At 69.3% G+C, this 18,058-nt stretch carries 20 protein-coding genes; 6 read left to right on the forward strand and 14 right to left on the reverse strand.

The genetic code is table 11. The annotated features are described in order from the left end of the window. The first annotated feature begins 85 nt into the window (after positions 1–85). Complete coding sequence (dapA, locus tag GA0115254_RS36150) at positions 86–970, forward strand: 4-hydroxy-tetrahydrodipicolinate synthase (RefSeq protein ID WP_093899498.1); 885 nt, start codon at positions 86–88, stop codon at positions 968–970. On the opposite strand, the gene dapD is transcribed toward dapA, so the two are convergent. Further along, positions 967–1,956 carry a 2,3,4,5-tetrahydropyridine-2,6-dicarboxylate N-succinyltransferase gene (dapD, locus tag GA0115254_RS36155; protein WP_093899499.1) on the reverse strand — a complete coding sequence of 330 codons (990 nt, stop codon included), beginning with the start codon at positions 1,954–1,956 and terminating at the stop codon, positions 967–969. The genes dapA and dapD overlap by 4 nt on opposite strands. Positions 1,957–2,045: 89 nt before the next feature. Continuing rightward, entirely contained in the window at positions 2,046–3,275 is a 1,230-nt protein-coding gene (locus tag GA0115254_RS36160) for an MFS transporter (protein WP_093899500.1), read from the reverse strand. 111 nt (positions 3,276–3,386) lie between these two features. Between GA0115254_RS36160 and GA0115254_RS36165 the strand changes: the two genes are divergently transcribed. Next, a complete protein-coding gene (locus tag GA0115254_RS36165) occupies positions 3,387–4,274 on the forward strand; it encodes a winged helix-turn-helix transcriptional regulator (RefSeq protein WP_093899501.1) in 888 nt (295 codons plus the stop codon). A gap of 22 nt (positions 4,275–4,296) precedes the next feature. Here GA0115254_RS36165 and GA0115254_RS36170 read toward each other — a convergent pair whose 3' ends face one another. Both GA0115254_RS36170 and GA0115254_RS36175 read right to left on the reverse strand, forming a co-directional pair. Next, positions 4,297–4,833 (reverse strand): TetR/AcrR family transcriptional regulator, encoded by a 537-nt coding sequence (locus tag GA0115254_RS36170; protein WP_093899502.1) that lies wholly within the window; start codon positions 4,831–4,833, stop codon positions 4,297–4,299. Beyond that, the gene (locus tag GA0115254_RS36175) at positions 4,833–5,153 is read right to left on the reverse strand and encodes a DMT family transporter (protein ID WP_093899538.1); all 321 of its coding nucleotides are present in this window, start codon (positions 5,151–5,153) and stop codon (positions 4,833–4,835) included. The genes GA0115254_RS36170 and GA0115254_RS36175 overlap by 1 nt, the downstream gene beginning before the upstream one ends. Positions 5,154–5,344: 191 nt before the next feature. Here GA0115254_RS36175 and GA0115254_RS36180 point away from each other — a divergent pair, with 191 nt between their 5' ends. After that, the gene (locus GA0115254_RS36180; protein WP_093899503.1) at positions 5,345–6,379 is read left to right on the forward strand and encodes a DUF7847 domain-containing protein; all 1,035 of its coding nucleotides are present in this window, start codon (positions 5,345–5,347) and stop codon (positions 6,377–6,379) included. Positions 6,380–6,479: 100 nt separating this feature from the next. Here GA0115254_RS36180 and GA0115254_RS36185 read toward each other — a convergent pair whose 3' ends face one another. The 9 genes from GA0115254_RS36185 to GA0115254_RS36225 form a co-directional block, all read right to left on the reverse strand. After that, on the reverse strand, positions 6,480–7,874 hold the full coding sequence (locus GA0115254_RS36185) for a DUF3616 domain-containing protein (protein WP_093899504.1): 1,395 nt from the start codon (positions 7,872–7,874) through the stop codon (positions 6,480–6,482). Positions 7,875–8,015: 141 nt separating this feature from the next. Further along, positions 8,016–8,369: a metal-sulfur cluster assembly factor gene (locus tag GA0115254_RS36190; RefSeq protein ID WP_093899505.1), complete on the reverse strand. Its 354-nt coding sequence runs from the start codon at positions 8,367–8,369 to the stop codon at positions 8,016–8,018. Continuing rightward, positions 8,366–8,821: a Fe-S cluster assembly sulfur transfer protein SufU gene (gene sufU / locus GA0115254_RS36195; RefSeq protein ID WP_093899506.1), complete on the reverse strand. Its 456-nt coding sequence runs from the start codon at positions 8,819–8,821 to the stop codon at positions 8,366–8,368. The genes GA0115254_RS36190 and sufU overlap by 4 nt, the downstream gene beginning before the upstream one ends. A gap of 26 nt (positions 8,822–8,847) precedes the next feature. Then, a complete protein-coding gene (locus tag GA0115254_RS36200; RefSeq protein ID WP_093899507.1) occupies positions 8,848–10,104 on the reverse strand; it encodes a cysteine desulfurase in 1,257 nt (418 codons plus the stop codon). Then, on the reverse strand, positions 10,101–10,892 hold the full coding sequence (gene sufC, locus GA0115254_RS36205) for a Fe-S cluster assembly ATPase SufC (protein ID WP_093899508.1): 792 nt from the start codon (positions 10,890–10,892) through the stop codon (positions 10,101–10,103). The genes GA0115254_RS36200 and sufC overlap by 4 nt, the downstream gene beginning before the upstream one ends. Positions 10,893–10,899: 7 nt before the next feature. Further along, positions 10,900–11,217: a bifunctional 3-phenylpropionate/cinnamic acid dioxygenase ferredoxin subunit gene (locus GA0115254_RS36210; RefSeq protein WP_093899509.1), complete on the reverse strand. Its 318-nt coding sequence runs from the start codon at positions 11,215–11,217 to the stop codon at positions 10,900–10,902. Continuing rightward, positions 11,217–12,398, reverse strand: coding sequence for a Fe-S cluster assembly protein SufD (gene sufD / locus GA0115254_RS36215; RefSeq protein ID WP_093899510.1), 1,182 nt, complete (start codon positions 12,396–12,398; stop codon positions 11,217–11,219). Before sufD ends, GA0115254_RS36210 begins: the two co-directional genes overlap by 1 nt. Positions 12,399–12,457: 59 nt before the next feature. Further along, positions 12,458–13,879, reverse strand: a complete 1,422-nt coding sequence (sufB, locus tag GA0115254_RS36220; protein ID WP_093899511.1) for a Fe-S cluster assembly protein SufB — start codon at positions 13,877–13,879, stop codon at positions 12,458–12,460. Further along, the gene (locus GA0115254_RS36225) at positions 13,876–14,661 is read right to left on the reverse strand and encodes a helix-turn-helix transcriptional regulator (protein ID WP_256102961.1); all 786 of its coding nucleotides are present in this window, start codon (positions 14,659–14,661) and stop codon (positions 13,876–13,878) included. The genes sufB and GA0115254_RS36225 overlap by 4 nt, the downstream gene beginning before the upstream one ends. A gap of 100 nt (positions 14,662–14,761) precedes the next feature. Here GA0115254_RS36225 and GA0115254_RS36230 point away from each other — a divergent pair, with 100 nt between their 5' ends. The 3 genes from GA0115254_RS36230 to GA0115254_RS36240 all read left to right on the forward strand — a co-directional run bounded on the left by GA0115254_RS36230 (position 14,762) and on the right by GA0115254_RS36240 (position 17,542). Continuing rightward, positions 14,762–15,688 carry an ABC transporter ATP-binding protein gene (locus GA0115254_RS36230; protein WP_093899513.1) on the forward strand — a complete coding sequence of 309 codons (927 nt, stop codon included), beginning with the start codon at positions 14,762–14,764 and terminating at the stop codon, positions 15,686–15,688. After that, positions 15,685–16,452 (forward strand): ABC transporter permease, encoded by a 768-nt coding sequence (locus GA0115254_RS36235; protein WP_037691728.1) that lies wholly within the window; start codon positions 15,685–15,687, stop codon positions 16,450–16,452. The genes GA0115254_RS36230 and GA0115254_RS36235 overlap by 4 nt, the downstream gene beginning before the upstream one ends. A gap of 76 nt (positions 16,453–16,528) precedes the next feature. Next, positions 16,529–17,542 (forward strand): COX15/CtaA family protein, encoded by a 1,014-nt coding sequence (locus GA0115254_RS36240; protein ID WP_093899514.1) that lies wholly within the window; start codon positions 16,529–16,531, stop codon positions 17,540–17,542. Between the two features lie 105 nt (positions 17,543–17,647). On the opposite strand, the gene GA0115254_RS36245 is transcribed toward GA0115254_RS36240, so the two are convergent. Then, complete coding sequence (locus GA0115254_RS36245; RefSeq protein WP_093899515.1) at positions 17,648–18,004, reverse strand: hypothetical protein; 357 nt, start codon at positions 18,002–18,004, stop codon at positions 17,648–17,650. Between the last annotated feature and the right edge of the window lie 54 nt (positions 18,005–18,058).

An 18,058-nucleotide genomic window follows, 5' to 3' on the forward strand; every position in this document is an offset into this window, starting at 1 on the left:
TCCCACAATTGTTGAGCATCTCTTCCTCTTCACCTCAAGAAGAACTAAGTGGACCTTCACGGTTCGGCCGACCGACACTTCAGGGATGACAGCACCTGTAGCCCCCTTCGGCCGCGCGCTCTGCGCGATGATCACGCCGTTCACCGCTTCCGGCGCGTTGGACCAGGACGCCGCCCGGAAGCATGCCGTCTCTCTGGTCGCCGACGGTTGCGACGGCCTGGTGCTCAGCGGCACCACCGGCGAGTCCCCGACCACCACCGACGCCGAGAAGCTCGCACTGCTGCGGGCGGTCAGGGCGGCGGTCGGCGACGACGTGCCGATCGTCGCCGGGGTCGGCAGCTCGGACACCCGGCAGACCGTGGCCCTCGCCCAGCAGGCCGAACAGGCGGGCGCGGACGGCCTGTTGGTGGTGACGCCGTACTACAGCCGACCGCCGCAGGCCGCCGTCGAGGCGCACTTCTGTCGCGTCGCCGACGCGACCGGCCTTCCGCTGATGCTGTACGACATCCCCGGCCGCACCGGCACGCGCGTCGAGCCGGAGACCCTGCTGAGGCTCGCGGAGCACCCGCGCATCGTGGCCGTGAAGGACTGCGCGTACGACCTGCTCGGCTCCACGAAGGTGATCGGCGCGACCTCGCTGGCGTACTACTCGGGCTGCGAGGAGCTGAATCTGCCGTTGTACGCGGTGGGCGCGGCGGGCTATGTCAGTACGGTCGCCAATGTCGTGCCCCGGCAGCTGAGGGCGGTCCTGGACGCCTTCGACGCAGGGGACACCGCGGAGGCCGCCCGGCTCAACCGGCTGACCGTCCCGCTCGCCGAGCTGATGATGGCGTCCGGACTGCCCGGCACGGTCACGGCGAAGGCGCTGCTCGACGCCGGACCGGTCCGGGAACCGCTGCAGCCCGCCGGGCGCGAGGCGGCCGACGGGCTGCGGAGGGCGTACGAGGAACTCCTCGCCGCCACGAGCTAGTTGTGGCTGTGCAGGACGTCGTTGAGGCCGTCCCAGACCGCATTGTTCGGGCGGGCCTCGACGGCGCCGGTGACCGAGTTGCGGCGGAAGAGGATGTTCGAGGCGCCGGAGAGCTCACGGGCCTTGACGATCTGGCCGTCCGGAAGCGTGATGCGGCTGCCGGCCGTGATGTAGAGCCCGGCCTCGACGACGCACTCGTCGCCGAGCGCGATCCCCACACCGGCCTCGGCGCCGATCAGGCAGCGCTCGCCGATGACGATGCGCTCCTTGCCGCCGCCGGAGAGGGTGCCCATGGTGGAGGCGCCGCCGCCGATGTCGGAACCGTTGCCGACGACGACACCGGCGGAGATCCGGCCCTCGACCATCGACGTGCCGAGGGTGCCCGCGTTGAAGTTGACGAAGCCCTCGTGCATGACGGTGGTTCCGGAGGCGAGGTGCGCGCCGAGCCTGACCCGGTCGGCGTCGGCGATCCGGACGCCCTTCGGCGCGACGTAGTCCGTCATCCGGGGGAACTTGTCGACCGAGGTGACCTGGAGGTGCAGGCCCTCGGCGCGGGCGTTCAGCCGCACCTTCTCCACGTCGTCGACGGCGACCGGGCCGAGCGAGGTCCAGGCGACGTTGGTGAGGAGGCCGAAGAGGCCGTCGAGGTTCTGACCGTGCGGCTGGACGAGACGGTGCGAGAGGAGGTGCAGGCGCAGGTACGCGTCGTGCGCGTCGAGCGGCTTGTCGTCGAGCGAGGCGATGACCGTACGTACGGCGACGATCTCGACACCGCGGCGGGCGTCCACGCCGATGGCCTTGGCGGCGCCCTCGCCGAGGAGGTTGACGGCCTGGTCGGGGGTGAGCCGTTCGGTTCCGGCCGGGCCGGGCTCGGCGGTGAGCTCGGGGGCGGGGAACCAGGTGTCGAGAACGGAACCGTCGCCGGCGATGGTGGCGAGGCCGGCGGCGACGGCGCCGGTGGTGCGAGCAGGAGTCGTGTCGGTCATGACACGAACCTAACCGGCGAGGCACCGTCGGAGCCAACCGGTCTCGCCGGGTGGTCGCGCGCGGTCCGCGGGAGCCCACGACCACCCGGTCAGCCGGGCTGCGCCTGCCGTTCGGGTACTGGTGCGGGAGCCTCCTCGCGCACCGGCCCGCGCAGCCGCCGCGCCGCCAGCACCGCCGCCCCCGCACCGCCCGCCAGTACCGCGCAGGCCGGCCAGAGCAGTCCCGGCACGGCGGCGTAGAGGGCGCCGCCGATCGGCGGCGCCAGCACCTGGCCGCTGATGGAGGCGCCCGCGTACAGGCTCTGGAAGCGGCCCTGCGCATGGGCGGGAGCCTGGTCGGCGACGTACGCCGTCGCGGTGGTCTTGTAGAGGATCTCGCCCGCGGTCAGCGACGCCATCATGGTGACGGCGAACAGCGCCCCGGCCCCCGGGATCAGCACCGCGTATCCCAGCCCCACGAGCAGCAGCCCGGTGCCCACGATGCCCAGCGGCGTGCGCCGGCGCAGCGCGTGCGCCGCCGGGAGTTCCAGCAGCAGGATGAGGCCGCCGTTGACGGAGAGCAGCCAGCCGTAGAACTGGGCGCTGTGGCCGTGCTCGGACAGGAAGACGGGCAGCGTCGAGTACTGCTGCCGGTAGACGAGGTCGACGCAGAGGATCGCGGCGAGCAGGACCAGCACGGCCGGCCTGGCCCGTAGCTCCCGCCAGAGCCCGGGTGCACCGGGCTCGCGCACCGGCCGGTTGTGCGCGGTGCCGTGCGCCGGAAGCACCGTCGACGCGTATCCGGCGAAGAACAGCGTCCCGAGGCCGTCGGCGACGAACAGCCAGTCGTACGAGAAGTGGGCGGCGATCAGCGCGCCGAGCGGCGGGCCGACGGCGAACGCCGCGTTGCTCCCGGCCCGCACGAGGGCGAAGCTCTGACGCCGGCTGCCCTCGGGGACGGAGACGGCGACGAGTGCGGCGTTGGCTGCGCGTACGACACCTGCCGCGTACTGCGCGAGCGGCAGCACGCCGTACATCGCCGCGACCGGCAGGACCGGCAGGGCGGCGAGCGCCGTCCCGCTCACCAGCGACCCGGTCAGGAGCATTCGGCGGTGGCCGTAGTGGTCGCCGAACCAGCCGCCGGTGAAGTTCCCCGCGACCAGCCCGATGCCGCCGACACCCGCGATCACTCCGGCCTGCGGGACGGTCAGTCCGCGCGGGCCGGTCAGATAGATGAAGAGATAGACGAAGGTGAAGCTGACGACGCCGTTGAGAAAGGAACCGAAGGCCAGCAGCCGTACCGTGCGCGGTACGTCCCGCACGATCCCGAAGAACCTCATTCGCAGCACCCTCCCCAGTGAGTTTCTCTTGGGAACGGACTATGACATCATGCTTTCCTGCAGGTCAATCGTGTAAGAGACGACCGCGGGAGACCGACGGAGGAGGAGCCCATGCCCCAGCGCACCAGCCTGGCCGACGCCGACTGCGCGATCGCCCAGGCGCTCGATGTCGTCGGCGACTGGTGGACCCTGCTGATCGTGCGGGACACGGCGCGCGGGGTGCACCGCTTCGACGCGCTCCAGGAGGAGCTGGGCATGTCCCGCAAGGTGCTGACCGAGCGGCTGCGACTGCTGGTCGACGCGGGAGTGCTGTCCCGGGAGCCGTACCAGGACCGGCCGCCCCGGTACGAGTACCGGCTCACCAGGCGTGGACGCGCACTGCTGCCCGTACTGATCGCGCTCCAGGACTGGGGCGACACCTGGGTGATGGGAGACGGGGAGATGATGGCAACGGCCACGGAGGCGTCGAAGGAAGCGGCCCGGGTGCACGCCCTGGTGGGCACGCGCCTGCCCGAGCTGCAACTGCTGGACTACGACGGCGTGTTGCGCGACCCGGTCGCCGACACCCCGTACACCGTTCTGTACTGCTTCCCCAGCGCCTACGCCCGCCGGGACGCCTATCCGCCGGGCTGGTCCGATATCTCGGGGGCGAGCGGCTGCACCCTCGAATCCTGTACGTATCGTGACCAGTTGGCCGAGTTCACGGCGGTGGGCGCGACCGTGCACGGGGTGTCCACCCAACGCCCGGACGAGCAGCGGGCGTTCGCGGACGCGGAGCGGCTGCGTTTCCCTCTGCTGTCCGACGCGGAGCTGGAGCTGACGGCGGCGCTGCGCCTGCCGACGTTCCGTGCGGCGGGAACCAGCCGGCTGAAGCGGCTGACGCTCGTGGTGGACGGGGACCGGACGATCCGCGAGGCGTTGTACCCGATCACGGACATCGAGGCGAGCGTGCAGGCGGCGCTGACGGCGATCCGAAGGGCAAGCCCGGCCGGCGAGTGAGGGGCACTTGAGCCCGGAGCCATCAGCCGGCGACGCGCCCCAGCATCTCCCGCGCGTACGCCTCGTCGTACTCCCCGCCGGTGAGCAGCACCTGCAGGCAGATCCCGTCCATGAGCGCGATCAGCGCCCTCGCCGTGGCCGGATCGGTCCGCCGGGACAGCAACTCGGCCGTGCCGTCGGTCCATTCGGCGGCGACGGGCCGCAACGCGGGCCTGCGGAGGGCTGCGAGGTACAGCTCGTACTCCAACTCGGCCCGCCCGCGCCCACCGGAGAAGTAGTCCCCCAGCAGCCCGGCCAGTTCCCCGGCGAGGTCGGCGGCCGGGTCGGCCAGGGCACCGCACTCCCGCATGAGCTCGGCGAAGTTCTCGTTCGACCGGCGCAGGGCCGCGATCAACAGCTCGTCCAGCGAGGCGAAGTGATACGTCGTCGAGCCGAGCGGCACATCGGCCTCGGCCGCGACGGAGCGGTGGCTGAGCCCGGCGATGCCCTTGGCACCGACCACCCGGATCGCGGCGTCGATGATGCGGCCGCGCCGCTCGGGGTCGTAACGGCGTGTCATCAGTGGGCCCCTCCCAGATTCAGCACCACCACTCCGGCAATGACCAGGGCTATGCCCGCCAGCTTGACCGGATTGCCGGACTCCCCCATGAAGAGGATGCCGATGGCGGCGACCGCGGCGGTCCCGATCCCGGCCCAGATGGCATAGGCGGTGCCCATCGACAGCGTCTTCAACGTCTGGGCGAGCAGCGTGAAGGCTATGAGATAGCCCGCGACGGTGATGAGCGAGGGCCAGAGCCGGGTGAAGCCCTCGCTGTATTTCATGGCCGTCGTGCCGGCCACTTCCGCCGCGATCGCAGCGGCGAGCAGTCCATATCCCATGTGTACGAGTGTACGCATCGCTGTTCGCACCTCAGTACGGCAGCTTTGCGCCATCCGGGACGCTACGGTGTCCCGACCAGCACACAGGACGACAACACAACGGAGCAGCAGTGGCGCAGGACGCAGGGTGGGGCGGCGGTCCGCCGTACGGCGGAGCACCGTACGGAGGGCCGCCGGGATGGGGTGGCTGGATGCCGCCGCCGAAGCCCGGGGTGATACCGCTGGCACCTCTGAAACTCGGGGACATACTCGGCGGCGCCTTCAGCACGATGGGGCGCTACTGGAAGCAGTTGTTCGGCATCGGTGTGGCCGTGTACGGCGGGGCACTGGTGGTCGTGGGGGCGGCGGCCGTGATCGGGTACTCCGCGGTCAGTGACCATCTGCACCGGATCATCTCGCTCAGCGCCGAGGAGGACCTGCCGTCGACGGATCTCACACCGGTACTGATCGCCCTCGGCTCCGTCTGGCTGGTCGCCATGGTCGCACTCATGATCAGCACAGCCATGGTGTACGCCGCCGTTCCCGCGGTCCTTCAGGAGGCCGTACTGGGTACGCCGACCACCTTCTCCGTCATCTGGCGCCGGGCCTGGGCCCGCGTGCCGGCGTTGATCGGAACGGTGATCCTGACAGCTCTGATCGCGATGATCCCGATGGTGCTGATGGTGATCGGCTTCCTCGCCCTCATGATCGGCGCGATCACACTGGCGGACGGGGCCGGTGCCGCGGTGTGGACCTCGCTCGGCTTCCTGGGCGCCCTGGCCACCGCGCCCGTGGCGGCCTGGCTCTGGGTGAAATTCAGCCTGGCCCCCTCGGCCGTGGTCTTCGAGGGGCAGCGCCCTGTGGCCGCACTGCGCCGCTCGTCGCAGCTGGTGCGCGGCGACTGGTGGCGGATCTTCGGGATCAGCCTGCTGGCCTTCGCCATGGCGGCAGCGGCGAACTACATCATCCAGATCCCGTTCTCGTTCCTCGGCATGTTCTCCGGGATGATCGGGGGCGCGACCCTGGACGACGACCCGAACCCCGCGTCGATCGTCTTCGCGATGAGCGGCTATGTGGTGATCCTCTTGCTGGGACAGCTGATCGGTCAGCTCGTCTCGGCGACGTTCCCGCAGCTGGTGACCGGACTCCTCTACGTCGACCGGCGCATGCGTACGGAGAACCTGGGCCCGGTCCTCGCCGAGGCGGCAGCCGTACCGCCGCAGCACGGCCCGCAGTACGGCCCCTAGAGGTCACGTCCGCGAAGGCCCGCACCGGACCGCTCGGCCCGCCAGTCCGCCTGGCGGGCACGGCCGTTCGCCACATCGATTCGCGAAGCCGCCCGTTGCGTCAGCCGCCGACGGTGAACCGGACGGCCCGGGACTTCTTCCACTCGGCGTGGTCGAGGTCCTTCGCCGCCGTGCCGTCCCCGTACAGATCGGCCGATCCCGCATCCGTGATCAGCTGCACCCGGGCGCCAGGAACCGTCAGGTCCGGAACGTCGACGACGGCCTCCCAGCCGCCCGGGTCGGCGGTCGGCAGATCGGCCCGCTTGACGGGCGCGTGTGCGGCGACGCCGTCCCATGCGTAGAGGGCGTACGGGTCGGAGTTGTCGTCGGCCGCCCAGGAGCCGGCCACGATCAGATACTGATCGGCGGCGTTCTTGCGGATGTCCCGGATGCTGAGCCCGCCGAGGTCCAGCTCGATCGGCGTACCGATGACCGGCTTCGCCCCGCTGCCGGCCACCTTGTCGAAGTTGGTGACAGGCACGATCAGGGCCCTGCCCCCGTCCTTCGGCGGCACGAGAGGCGCCCGGAAGCCGAGGTACGCGGTGGTCGTCGAGCCGGGCGCGAACTCCAGGCCCTCGATGTTGAACCCGTCGATCTGCTTGGGCACTTCACCGTCCGCCGTACCCGCGGCGAAGCCGTACCGGTTGCCGTTCGCCTTGTCCCAGGCGACGAGGTCGTCCCGGAGCTTCCTGTACGAGCCGCCGACCGTCAGCCGGGTGGCGGCGCCCGACCCGGTCACCGTCGTGGTGAAGACGGTGTTGCGGTCGGACTTGTACTCACCGTCCTTGTTGTTGCCGAGCGAACCGGTCCAGTAGATGGTGTTCCCGACCCGGGCCGCGCCCTCGATGTCGATCTCCTTGTCCGCCCCGAGCGCCGAGCCGACGTCCCAGCTCCGCACGGGCGCACCGGATGCCGAACGGCTGTACAGCCGAAGCGTGTTGGACTCGTCGTCGGCCACGACCGCGTACCCGCCGCCGACATCGACGGCGGCCGAGGCATCCGAGGACCCGGTGAGGTAGCGCGTGTCCGCGGAGTTCTGCACGGCGGCGGACGCCGCGTAGTGCAGCGTCCTGGTGGCGGTCCTGCCGCCGAGTCCGGTGACCTTGATCGTGAGATCCGTGTAGCCGCGCGCGTGCGCGGCGACCGCGAGCTGCCGGGTGGCGCCGGTCCCCGTCACGGTCACATCACCGGTTCCGGCGACGGACGACTTGGAGCTGGCGGATGCCGCCACACCGAGCGCGGTGACATCGGCGCCGCTCTGCGCGACGGTGACGGTGACCACGGGGTCACCGGTCGCACCGACGGCTCCGGAGAGGTAGGAGACCGAGAGCCCGATCGTCGGCGTTCCGTAACTCGCAGCGTGCGCGGGGGTGTTGACCCCCAGAGCGGCCAGCACGAGAACACCGCCCGCGGCGGCGGCCGCCCGGCGGTTCTGGAGCGAAAGCTGATGCAGCACAGCGTGCCTCTCGTCGGCGTGATGTCGAGGAGTAGGTTGCGGTTCCCGCGCCAACGGCGGAGACACATCAGGCGTACAGCAGACGAACAACGCCGAACGGCCCCCGGCAGAAGCCGGGGGCCGTTCGGCGGTGCAGATGGCTCAGACGTTGAAGCCGAGCGCGCGCAACTGCTCGCGCCCGTCGTCCGTGATCTTGTCCGGGCCCCACGGCGGCATCCAGACCCAGTTGATCCGCAGCTCGCTGACGATGCCGTCGGTCGCGGACTTCGCCTGGTCCTCGATGACATCGGTCAGCGGGCAGGCCGCGGACGTCAGGGTCATGTCGAGGGTGGCGATGTTGGCGTCATCGATGTGGATGCCGTAGATCAGGCCCAGGTTGACGACGTCGATGCCCAGCTCGGGGTCGACGACGTCGTACAGGGCCTCACGGACCTCCTCCTCGGAGGCCGGCTTGGTCGTCAGGCCCTCGTCGGGTGTCACCGTGTTCTCGCTCATGCCGTCTTCCCTTCGGACAGCGCTTTCGCCGTCGCGTCCTTCCACGCCATCCAGCTCAGTAGCGCGCACTTGACCCGGGCCGGGTACTTCGAGACACCGGCGAACGCGACCGCGTCCTCCAGTACCTCCTCCATCGCGTCGTCCGGCTCCAGCTGGCCCTTCGACTGCATCAGTTCCAGGAAGGTCTCCTGGATCTTCTGCGCCTCGCCCAGCTCCTTGCCGACCAACAGGTCGTTCAGCACGGATGCGCTGGCCTGGCTGATGGAGCAGCCCTGACCCTCGTACGACACATCGACGATGGTCTCGCCGTCGTACTTCACCCGGAGAGTGATCTCGTCGCCGCACGTCGGGTTGACGTGGTGCACCTCGGCGTCGCCGTCCCGCAGGCCGCGCCCATGGGGGTGCTTGTAGTGGTCCAGGATCACTTCCTGGTACATGGAATCAAGCTTCACCAGTCAACCCTCAGCCGCTGTGCCTATTAACCGAAAAAGTTCCGTACGTGTTCCAGACCGTCCACCAGGGCGTCGACCTCGGCGGGCGTGGAGTACAGATAGAACGACGCTCGCGTCGTCGCAGGAATTCCGTACCGCAGGCAGACCGGCCGTGCGCAGTGGTGTCCGACCCGGACCGCGATGCCCTGTTCGTCGAGCACCTGGCCCACGTCGTGGGGGTGGATGTCGCCGAGCGTGAAGGAGATCGTGGCGCCGCGGTCCTCGGCCGTCGCAGGACCGATGATCCTGAGGTCGGGGACCTCCAGGAGCCGCTTCACCGCGTACTCGGTGATCGCGTGCTCGTGTCGGTAGATCTTCTCCATGCCGATCGCCGAGAGGTAGTCCACGGCCGCACCGAGGCCGACGGCCTGGGCGATCGGGGGCGTACCGGCCTCGAACTTGTGCGGCGCGGGGGCGTACGTCGACGAGTGCATCGACACGGTCTCGATCATCTCGCCGCCACCGAGGAACGGCGGCAGGTCCTCCAGGAGCTCCTGCCGTCCCCAGAGCACGCCGATGCCGGTCGGGCCGACCATCTTGTGACCGGTGAAGGCCACGAAGTCCGCCTGCAGCGCCTGCACGTCGAGCACCATGTGCGGGGCGGCCTGCGAAGCATCGATGCAGACCAGTGCGCCGACCTGCTGGGCACGGCGGATGATCTTCTCGACCGGGTTGATCGTGCCCATGATGTTCGAGACCAGGGTGAAGGAGACGATCTTCGTCTTCTCCGTGATGATCTCGTCGATGTTGGACAGGTCGAGGCGGCCGTCGTCGGTGATACCGAACCACTTCAGCTTCGCGCCGGTGCGCTGCGAGAGCAGCTGCCACGGCACGATGTTGGAGTGGTGCTCCATCTCCGTGGTGACGATCTCGGTGTCGTGGTCCACCCGGTAGGGCTCATCGGCCCAGCCGAGCATGTTGGCCACGAGGTTGAGCGACTCGGAGGCGTTCTTGGTGAAGATCACCTCGTTGCGGCTGGGCGCGTTGATGAACGCGGCGACCTTGTCACGGGCGCCCTCGTACAGCGCCGTGGCCTCCTCCGCGATCGTGTACACACCGCGGTGCACATTGGCGTTGTGCCGCTCGTAGTACTCGTTGAGAGCGTCGAGCACCTGGCGCGGCTTCTGCGAGGTCGCCGCACTGTCCAGGTAAATGACCTTCTTCCCGTCGTGGACCGTACGATCCAGCAGGGGGAAGTCCTTGCGGATCGCCTCGGTGTCGAGGAGGCCCGGCAGCTGTGTCACGCGACTGCACCTCCTGAGTTCGCTCCGCTCACGGGGCCACCCTTCACATATGCCTCGTAGCCCTCGTTCTCCAGCTTGTCGGCGAGCTCGGCGCCGCCGGACTCGGCAATGCGGCCGTTGGCGAAGACGTGCACGAAGTCGGGCTTGATGTAGCGGAGGATCCGCGTGTAGTGCGTGATCAGCAGGGTGCCGACCTCGCCGGTCTCGCGGACCCGGTTGACGCCCTCGGAGACGATGCGCAGGGCGTCGACGTCCAGACCGGAGTCCGTCTCGTCGAGGATCGCGACCTTCGGCTTGAGGAGCTCCAGCTGAAGGATCTCGTGGCGCTTCTTCTCACCGCCGGAGAAGCCCTCGTTGACGTTGCGCTCGGCGAACGCCGGGTCCATCTGGAGCCGGCCCATCGTCTCCTTGACCTCCTTCACCCAGGTACGCAGCTTGGGTGCCTCGCCGCGGACGGCGGTGGCGGAGGTGCGCAGGAAGTTGGAGACCGAGACACCGGGAATCTCGACCGGGTACTGCATCGCGAGGAACAGACCGGCGCGGGCGCGCTCGTCGACGGTCATCTCCAGGACGTCCTCGCCGTCCAGGGTCACCGAACCGCTGGTGATCGTGTACTTGGGGTGACCTGCGAGGGAGTACGCGAGGGTGGACTTGCCGGACCCGTTGGGGCCCATGATGGCGTGGGTCTCGCCCTGCTTCACGGTCAGGTCGACGCCCTTGAGGATCTCCTTCGTGGCGTTGTCGGCCTCGACGGAGACGTGCAGGTCGCGGATTTCAAGCGTTGCCATGGGTGACTCAGGACTCCTGGGTGACGGAGACGAGCACATCGTCCCCTTCGATCTTGACGGGGTATACGGGGACGGGGCGCGTCGCGGGGAGGCCGGACGGCTTGCCGGTGCGGAGGTCGAAGCTGGAGCCGTGCAGCCAGCACTCGATCATGCAGTCCTCGACCTCTCCTTCGGACAGTGAGACATTCGCGTGCGAGCAGATGTCGTTGATCGCGAACACCTCGCCCTCGGTGCGGACGACGGACACCGGGATGCCGTCGAGCTCCACCCGCTTCGGGGTGTCGTCCTCGAGCTCACTCAGCGCACAGGCTTTGACGAAGGCCATCAGACGGAAGCCTTCAGCTCGGTCTCGATCTTGTCGAGCAGCCGCGCCTCGACGTCCGGCAGACCGATCTGCTGGACGAGCTCGGCGAAGAAGCCGCGCACGACGAGCCGGCGGGCCTCCTCGGCCGGGATGCCGCGGGACATCAGGTAGAAGAGCTGCTCGTCGTCGAAGCGGCCGGTCGCGGAGGCGTGACCGGCGCCGACGATCTCGCCGGTCTCGATCTCCAGGTTCGGCACCGAGTCGACCCGCGCGCCGTCCGTGAGGACGAGGTTGCGGTTCATCTCGTAGGTGTCGGTGCCCTCGGCCCTGGCCTGGATGAGTACGTCACCGATCCACACCGCGTGTGCGCCGTCGCCCTGGAGCGCGCCCTTGTAGGCGGCGTTGGACTTGCAGTGCGGGGTGTTGTGGTCGACCAGGAGGCGGTGCTCCTGGTGCTGGCCCTTGTCGGTGAAGTACAGACCGAAGAGCTCGGCCTCGCCGCCGGTGCCCGCGTAGCTGACGCGCGGGTGGAGGCGGACGAGGTCACCGCCGAAGGTGACGACGATCGACTTGAACGAGGCGTCCCGGCCGACCAGCGCATTGTGCTGGCCGATGTGGACGGCGGTCTCGTCCCAGTCCTGCACGGAGACGACGGTGAGCTTCGCGCCGTCGCCGAGGACGTAGTCCACGTTGGCGGCGAGCACCGCGTCACCGGTGTGGTCGATGACGACGACGGCCTCGGCGAAGGCACCCAGCTCGACGACCTGGTGGCCGTAGGCCACGCCGCCCTCGCCGTGCACCGCGATGCGGATCGGCTCGGTGAGCACGGCCTCCTTGGCGACCGTGACGACGGACGCCTGCTCGAAGGACGTGTACGCCTGGGCGGCGACGCGGTCCACCGGGGTGCCGGCCTTCCCGAGCCGGGAGTCGTCACGGCCGACGGTCTCGACCGTGACGCCCTCGGGGGCCTCGATCGCGACCTTCACGGCGCCATCGGTGGCGACGGCCGTGCCGTCGTGCAGCCCGCGGAGCCGCTCCAGCGGCGTGAACCGCCACTCCTCCTCGCGGCCGTGCGGGACCGGGAAGTCCGCGACGTCGAAGGACGGGGGCGCGCTCATGCGCGTGGCGACGGTCGACTCGGCGGCCACCGCGATGGACCCGGTGGTGGTGGACCCCGCCGGAATGTTCTGAGCCTCAGCCATGGCTGTCGTAGTGCTCGCTTTCTCTGTCAAAAGTCGGGGGATTCGGTCGTCGGACTGTGCTAGCCGACCGAACCCTCCATCTGCAGCTCGATCAGCCGGTTGAGCTCGAGGGCGTACTCCATCGGCAGCTCCTTCGCGATCGGCTCGACGAAGCCGCGCACGATCATCGCCATCGCCTCGAACTCCGTCAGACCACGGCTCATCAGGTAGAAGAGCTGGTCCTCGGAGACCTTGGAGACGGTCGCCTCGTGCCCCATCGACACGTCGTCCTCGCGGACGTCGACGTACGGGTAGGTGTCGGAGCGCGAGATCGTGTCGACCAGCAGCGCGTCACAGAGGACGTTGGACTTCGCGCCCGGCGCGCCCTCGCCGATCTCGATCAGACCGCGGTAGGAGGTACGGCCGCCGCCTCGCGCCACCGACTTGGAGACGATGTTGGAGGAGGTGTTCGGCGCCATGTGGACCATCTTGGCGCCGGCGTCCTGGTGCTGGCCCTCGCCCGCGAAGGCGATGGACAGGGTCTCGCCCTTGGCGTGCTCGCCCATCAGGTAGACGGCCGGGTACTTCATGGTGACCTTGGAGCCGATGTTGCCGTCGACCCACTCCATGGTCGCGCCCTCGTAGGCCACGGCGCGCTTGGTGACCAGGTTGTAGACGTTGTTCGACCAGTTCTGGATCGTCGTGTAGCGGCAGCGGCCGCCCTTCTTCACGATGATCTCGACGACCGCGGAGTGCAGCGAGTCGGAGGAGTAGATCGGCGCGGTGCAGCCCTCGACGTAGTGGACGTAGGCGTCCTCGTCGACGATGATCAGCGTCCGCTCGAACTGGCCCATGTTCTCCGTGTTGATACGGAAGTAGGCCTGCAGCGGGATGTCGACGCGGACACCCTTGGGCACATAGATGAACGAGCCACCCGACCACACGGCCGAGTTCAGCGAGGCGAACTTGTTGTCGCCGACCGGGATGACGGTGCCGAAGTACTCCTTGAAGAGCTCCGGGTGCTCCTTCAGCGCGGTGTCGGTGTCGAGGAAGATGACGCCCTGCTCCTCCAGGTCCTCACGGATCTGGTGGTAGACGACCTCGGACTCGTACTGCGCGGCGACACCGGCGACCAGTCGCTGCTTCTCCGCCTCCGGGATACCGAGCTTGTCGTAGGTGTTCTTGATGTCCTCGGGCAGGTCCTCCCAGGACTCCGCCTGCTTCTCCGTGGACCGCACGAAGTACTTGATGTTGTCGAAGTCGATGCCCGAAAGGTCGGAGCCCCAGTTCGGCATGGGCTTCTTGTCGAACAGCCTGAGGCCCTTGAGGCGCAGCTTCAGCATCCACTCGGGCTCGTTCTTCTTCGCCGAGATGTCGCGGACGACATCCTCGGAGAGCCCGCGCTTGGCTGCGGCGCCTGCCGCGTCGGAGTCGGCCCAGCCGAATTCGTACGTACCCAGACCCTCGAGCTCAGGGTGGGCAGTCTCCGTAGGGAGCGTCATGCGGGGTTCCTCCCGGCCGTGCTTGCAGATGCTGAATTGGTGGTCTGTGGTGCTGAGTGGCCGCTGCGCGGAATGTACGTCGTACACACACCGTCGCCGTGGGCGATGGTGGCCAGACGCTGCACATGCGTCCCGAGGAGGCTGGAGAAGAACTCCGTCTCCGCCTCGCACAGCTGCGGATACTGCTCGGCGACATGAGCGACCGGGCAGTGGTGCTGGCACAGCTGCTCGCCCTGCTGCGGGCCGGGCGCGCTTCGCGCCGTAGCAGCGTACCCGTCGGCGGACAAGGCCTTGGCCAGCGCCTCGGTGCGCGCCTGGGGATCCGCGGCCTCGATCGCCGTGCGGTACGCCTCGGACTGAGCCGCGATCCTGGCCCGGGCGAAAGCGACGACCGCTTCGTCGCCCGAGGTCTCGGCAATCCAGCGCAGCGCGTCCGCGGCGAGCTTGTCGTAGGACTGGTCGAAGGCATCCCGCCCGCAGTCGGTGAGGGCGAACGCCTTGGCCGGGCGGCCACGGGTCCGCGCCCCGTACACCCGCTGTTCGCGGGCTTCGACGACGCCGTCGGAGGCGAGGGTGTCGAGATGGCGGCGCACCGCGGCCTGGGTGAGGCCCAGGCGCTTCGCCAGCTCGGCAACGGTGGACGGGCCGTGGTCCAGGATGGAGCGCGCGACCCGGTTGCGCGTCGAGCGCTCGCCGGTCGCGAGTTCCTCCTGCGGTGACTCCCGCTTGGCCTCGCCGTATTTCACAACGCCATTGTTGCGTAATTCAGCGGGCCCTGACAACCACGGTCCGAAACGATCTACGGTGCCGTTCATCACTTAGGGTTACCTAATTCGGCCCCGGGAGACGGGCCCTTCCCGCCCCTGCCTAGACTTACCGGCCATGAAGAGCGAGCCCGTCGTACAGGTCAGGAACCTGGTGAAGCGGTACGGCCCCAAGACCGCTGTGGACGGCCTCGACCTGTGTGTACGCGCCGACGCGGTCACCGCCGTCCTCGGCCCCAACGGCGCAGGCAAGACCACCACCATAGAAACCTGCGAGGGCTACCGCCGCCCGGATGACGGGACGGTACGGGTCCTCGGCCTCGACCCGGTCGCCGACGCCGCGAAGCTCCGCCCCCGGATCGGCGTGATGCTCCAGTCGGGCGGCGTCTACTCCGGTGCACGCGCCGACGAGATGCTCCGCCACATGGCGAAACTCCACGCCGATCCGCTGAATGTCGATGCCCTGATCGAGCGCCTCGGCCTCGGCAGCTGCGGCCGGACGACCTACCGCCGGCTCTCCGGCGGCCAGCAGCAGCGGCTCGCCCTGGCGATGGCCGTCGTCGGCCGCCCCGAACTGGTCTTCCTGGACGAGCCGACCGCCGGCCTCGACCCGCAGGCCCGCCGCTCCACCTGGGATCTCGTACGGGAGCTGCGCGCCGACGGCGTGTCGGTCGTCCTCACCACCCACTTCATGGACGAGGCCGAGGCGCTCGCCGACGATGTCGCCATCATCGACGCGGGCCGGGTCATCGCTCAGGGCAGCCCGGAACTGCTGTGCCGCGGCGGCGCGGAGAACACCCTGCGCTTCACCGGCCGCCCCGGTCTCGACCTCGGCTCGCTGCTGAAGGCGCTGCCCGACGGTTCGCAGGCGGCCGAGCCCACCTCCGGCACGTACCGCATCACCGGCCAGGTCGACCCACAGCTGCTGGCCACCGTCACCTCCTGGTGCGCGCAGCACGGCGTGATGCCCGATGGCATCTCCGTCGAGCGTCACACCCTGGAGGACGTCTTCCTGGAACTGACCGGCAAGGAGCTGCGCGCATGAGCGCCGGTACGTACGCCCCGCGGCCCGGTGCCGCCCCGCTGCCCCGCATGATCGGTGCGCAGACCGCGCTGGAGACAAGGATGCTGCTGCGCAACGGCGAGCAGCTGCTCCTGACGGTGATCATTCCGACGCTGCTGCTGGTGCTGTTCAGCGCCGTCGACATCGTGGACACCGGCGCGGGCAGGTCCGTCGACTTCCTGGCGCCGGGCATTCTCGCGCTGGCCGTGATGTCCACCGCCTTCACCGGCCAGGCCATCGCGACGGGCTTCGAGCGGCGGTACGGCGTGCTCAAGCGCCTCGGTGCCTCACCGCTGCCCCGCTGGGGGCTGATGACCGCGAAGACCCTCGCGGTACTGGTCACCGAGGTGCTGCAGGTCGTGCTGCTGACGGTGATCGCGTTCGCGCTGGGCTGGTCGCCGCACGGCAACCCGCTAGCCGTCCTGCTGCTGCTCGTGCTCGGCACCGCCGCGTTCTCCGGGCTCGGCCTGCTGATGTCCGGGACGCTGAAGGCGGAGGCGACGCTCGCCGCCGCCAACCTGGTCTTTCTGCTGCTGCTGGTCGGCGGCGGCGTCATCGTGCCGCTGGACAAGTTCCCGGACGCGGCGCAGTCCGTGCTGGGGCTGCTGCCGATCGCGGCCCTGTCCGACGGGCTGCGGGACGTGCTCCAGCACGGCGCCTCGATGCCGTGGGGCGATCTCGGGATCCTCGCGGTCTGGACGGTGCTCGGACTGGGCGCGGCGGCAAAGTTCTTCCGCTGGGAATGACCGGCGACGACGTGCGGCATGACGTTTCGAGGTAACTCGTCCCCCTCGTGAAAGCTTGCACAAGCCGCCGCTTACGATGGTGCGCGTGCCCAAGCTGACCCGAGCCGAAGTCGCTCAAGCCGCGCGGAACCCGCTCCTCTTCATCGCCGAACGCTGGACCCCGTCCCCCCGCACGGTCCGCCGCGCGGCCATGTCGGCCGTCGTCATGGCCGTGCTCATCGTCGTGACCGGCGGCGCGGTACGGCTGACCGGCTCCGGCCTCGGCTGCCCGACCTGGCCCAAGTGCACCGACGAGAGCCTGACGGCGACGAGCGCGATGGGCTTCCACGGCGCCATCGAGTTCGGCAACCGGATGCTGACGTACGTCCTTTGCGCGGCGGTCGGGTGGGCGATCATCGCCGCCCGGTCCGCGAAGCCCTGGCGGCGAAGCCTCACGCGGCTCGGCTGGGCGCAGTTCTGGGTGGTCATGGGCAACGCGGTGCTCGGCGGCATCGTGGTACTGGTCGGCCTCAACCCGTACACCGTCGCCGCGCACTTCCTGCTCTCCACGGCGCTGCTCACCGTCGCGATGGTGACCTGGCAGCGGGTCCGCGAGGGCGACGCTGCGCCCCGTCCACTGGTGGGCAAGGCGGTGTCCCAGCTGACCTGGCTGCTCGTGGTCGTGGCGGGGCTGCTGATCGCGGTCGGCACGGTCGTCACGGGCGCCGGACGGCACGCGGGTGACTCCAGCGACGTCCACCGCATTCCGATCGACTGGAAGATGATCACGCAGCTGCACGCCGATCTGGCCTGGGCCGTGGTGGCGCTGACCGTCGCTCTCTGGTTCGTGCTGAAGGCCGTTGACGCGCCGGTCGGTCCGCTCCACCGCGCCCGTGATCTCTTCCTGGTGCTGCTGGGGCAGGGCGTGATCGGTTACGTCCAGTACTTCACGGACACCCCGGAGATCCTCGTCGGCCTGCACATGTTCGGCTCGTGCCTGGTATGGATCGCGGTCGTGCGGGTGCTGCTGTCGCTGCGTGAGCGCCCGGTGGCCGTCGCCGCGGTGCCCGGTGCTGCTGCCGAGCAGCCGGAGCCCGCCGCGGCGGGCTGAGCGCGGGAGAGCTCCGGGCGTCCGACGGCCGCCCTCTATGTCGATCGCCGGGCGGGCCTGTGAATGCAGGCCCGCCCGGCGATCGACGTATGAGGGTCCGTTCGGTCAGGCCTTGTTGGAGGGGCCGCCCAGCTGAATGCCGGCCATCCGAGCCCATTCGTACGGGCCGGTGTGGACCTTCGCGGCGAACTCCCCGTCGAAGGACTCGTGCATCGTGATCCCGGCCTTCCGGGTGGCGCTCTCGGCGATCGCGTACGACGGGGCGACCAGATCGCCCCAGCCGCCGTCCTCGCCCACGAGAACGATGCGAGTGCCCGTCTGCCCGATGTAGGCGAGCTGTCCCTCCGCACCGCCGTGCGCCTTGGAGAAGGCGCCGATCTGCTTGGCGAGCCTCGTCGCCCTGCGCTCCGCGCGGGCCGCCTGCTTGCCGCTCTCCACCTGGGTCTCTGCCGTCTCTGCCATGCTCAGGATGCTACCGATGGGTAGATCGACTGGCGACGGGCGGGGCACGTGGCA

Source organism: Streptomyces sp. Ncost-T10-10d (assembly GCF_900091955.1).
GTDB lineage: Bacteria > Actinomycetota > Actinomycetes > Streptomycetales > Streptomycetaceae > Streptomyces.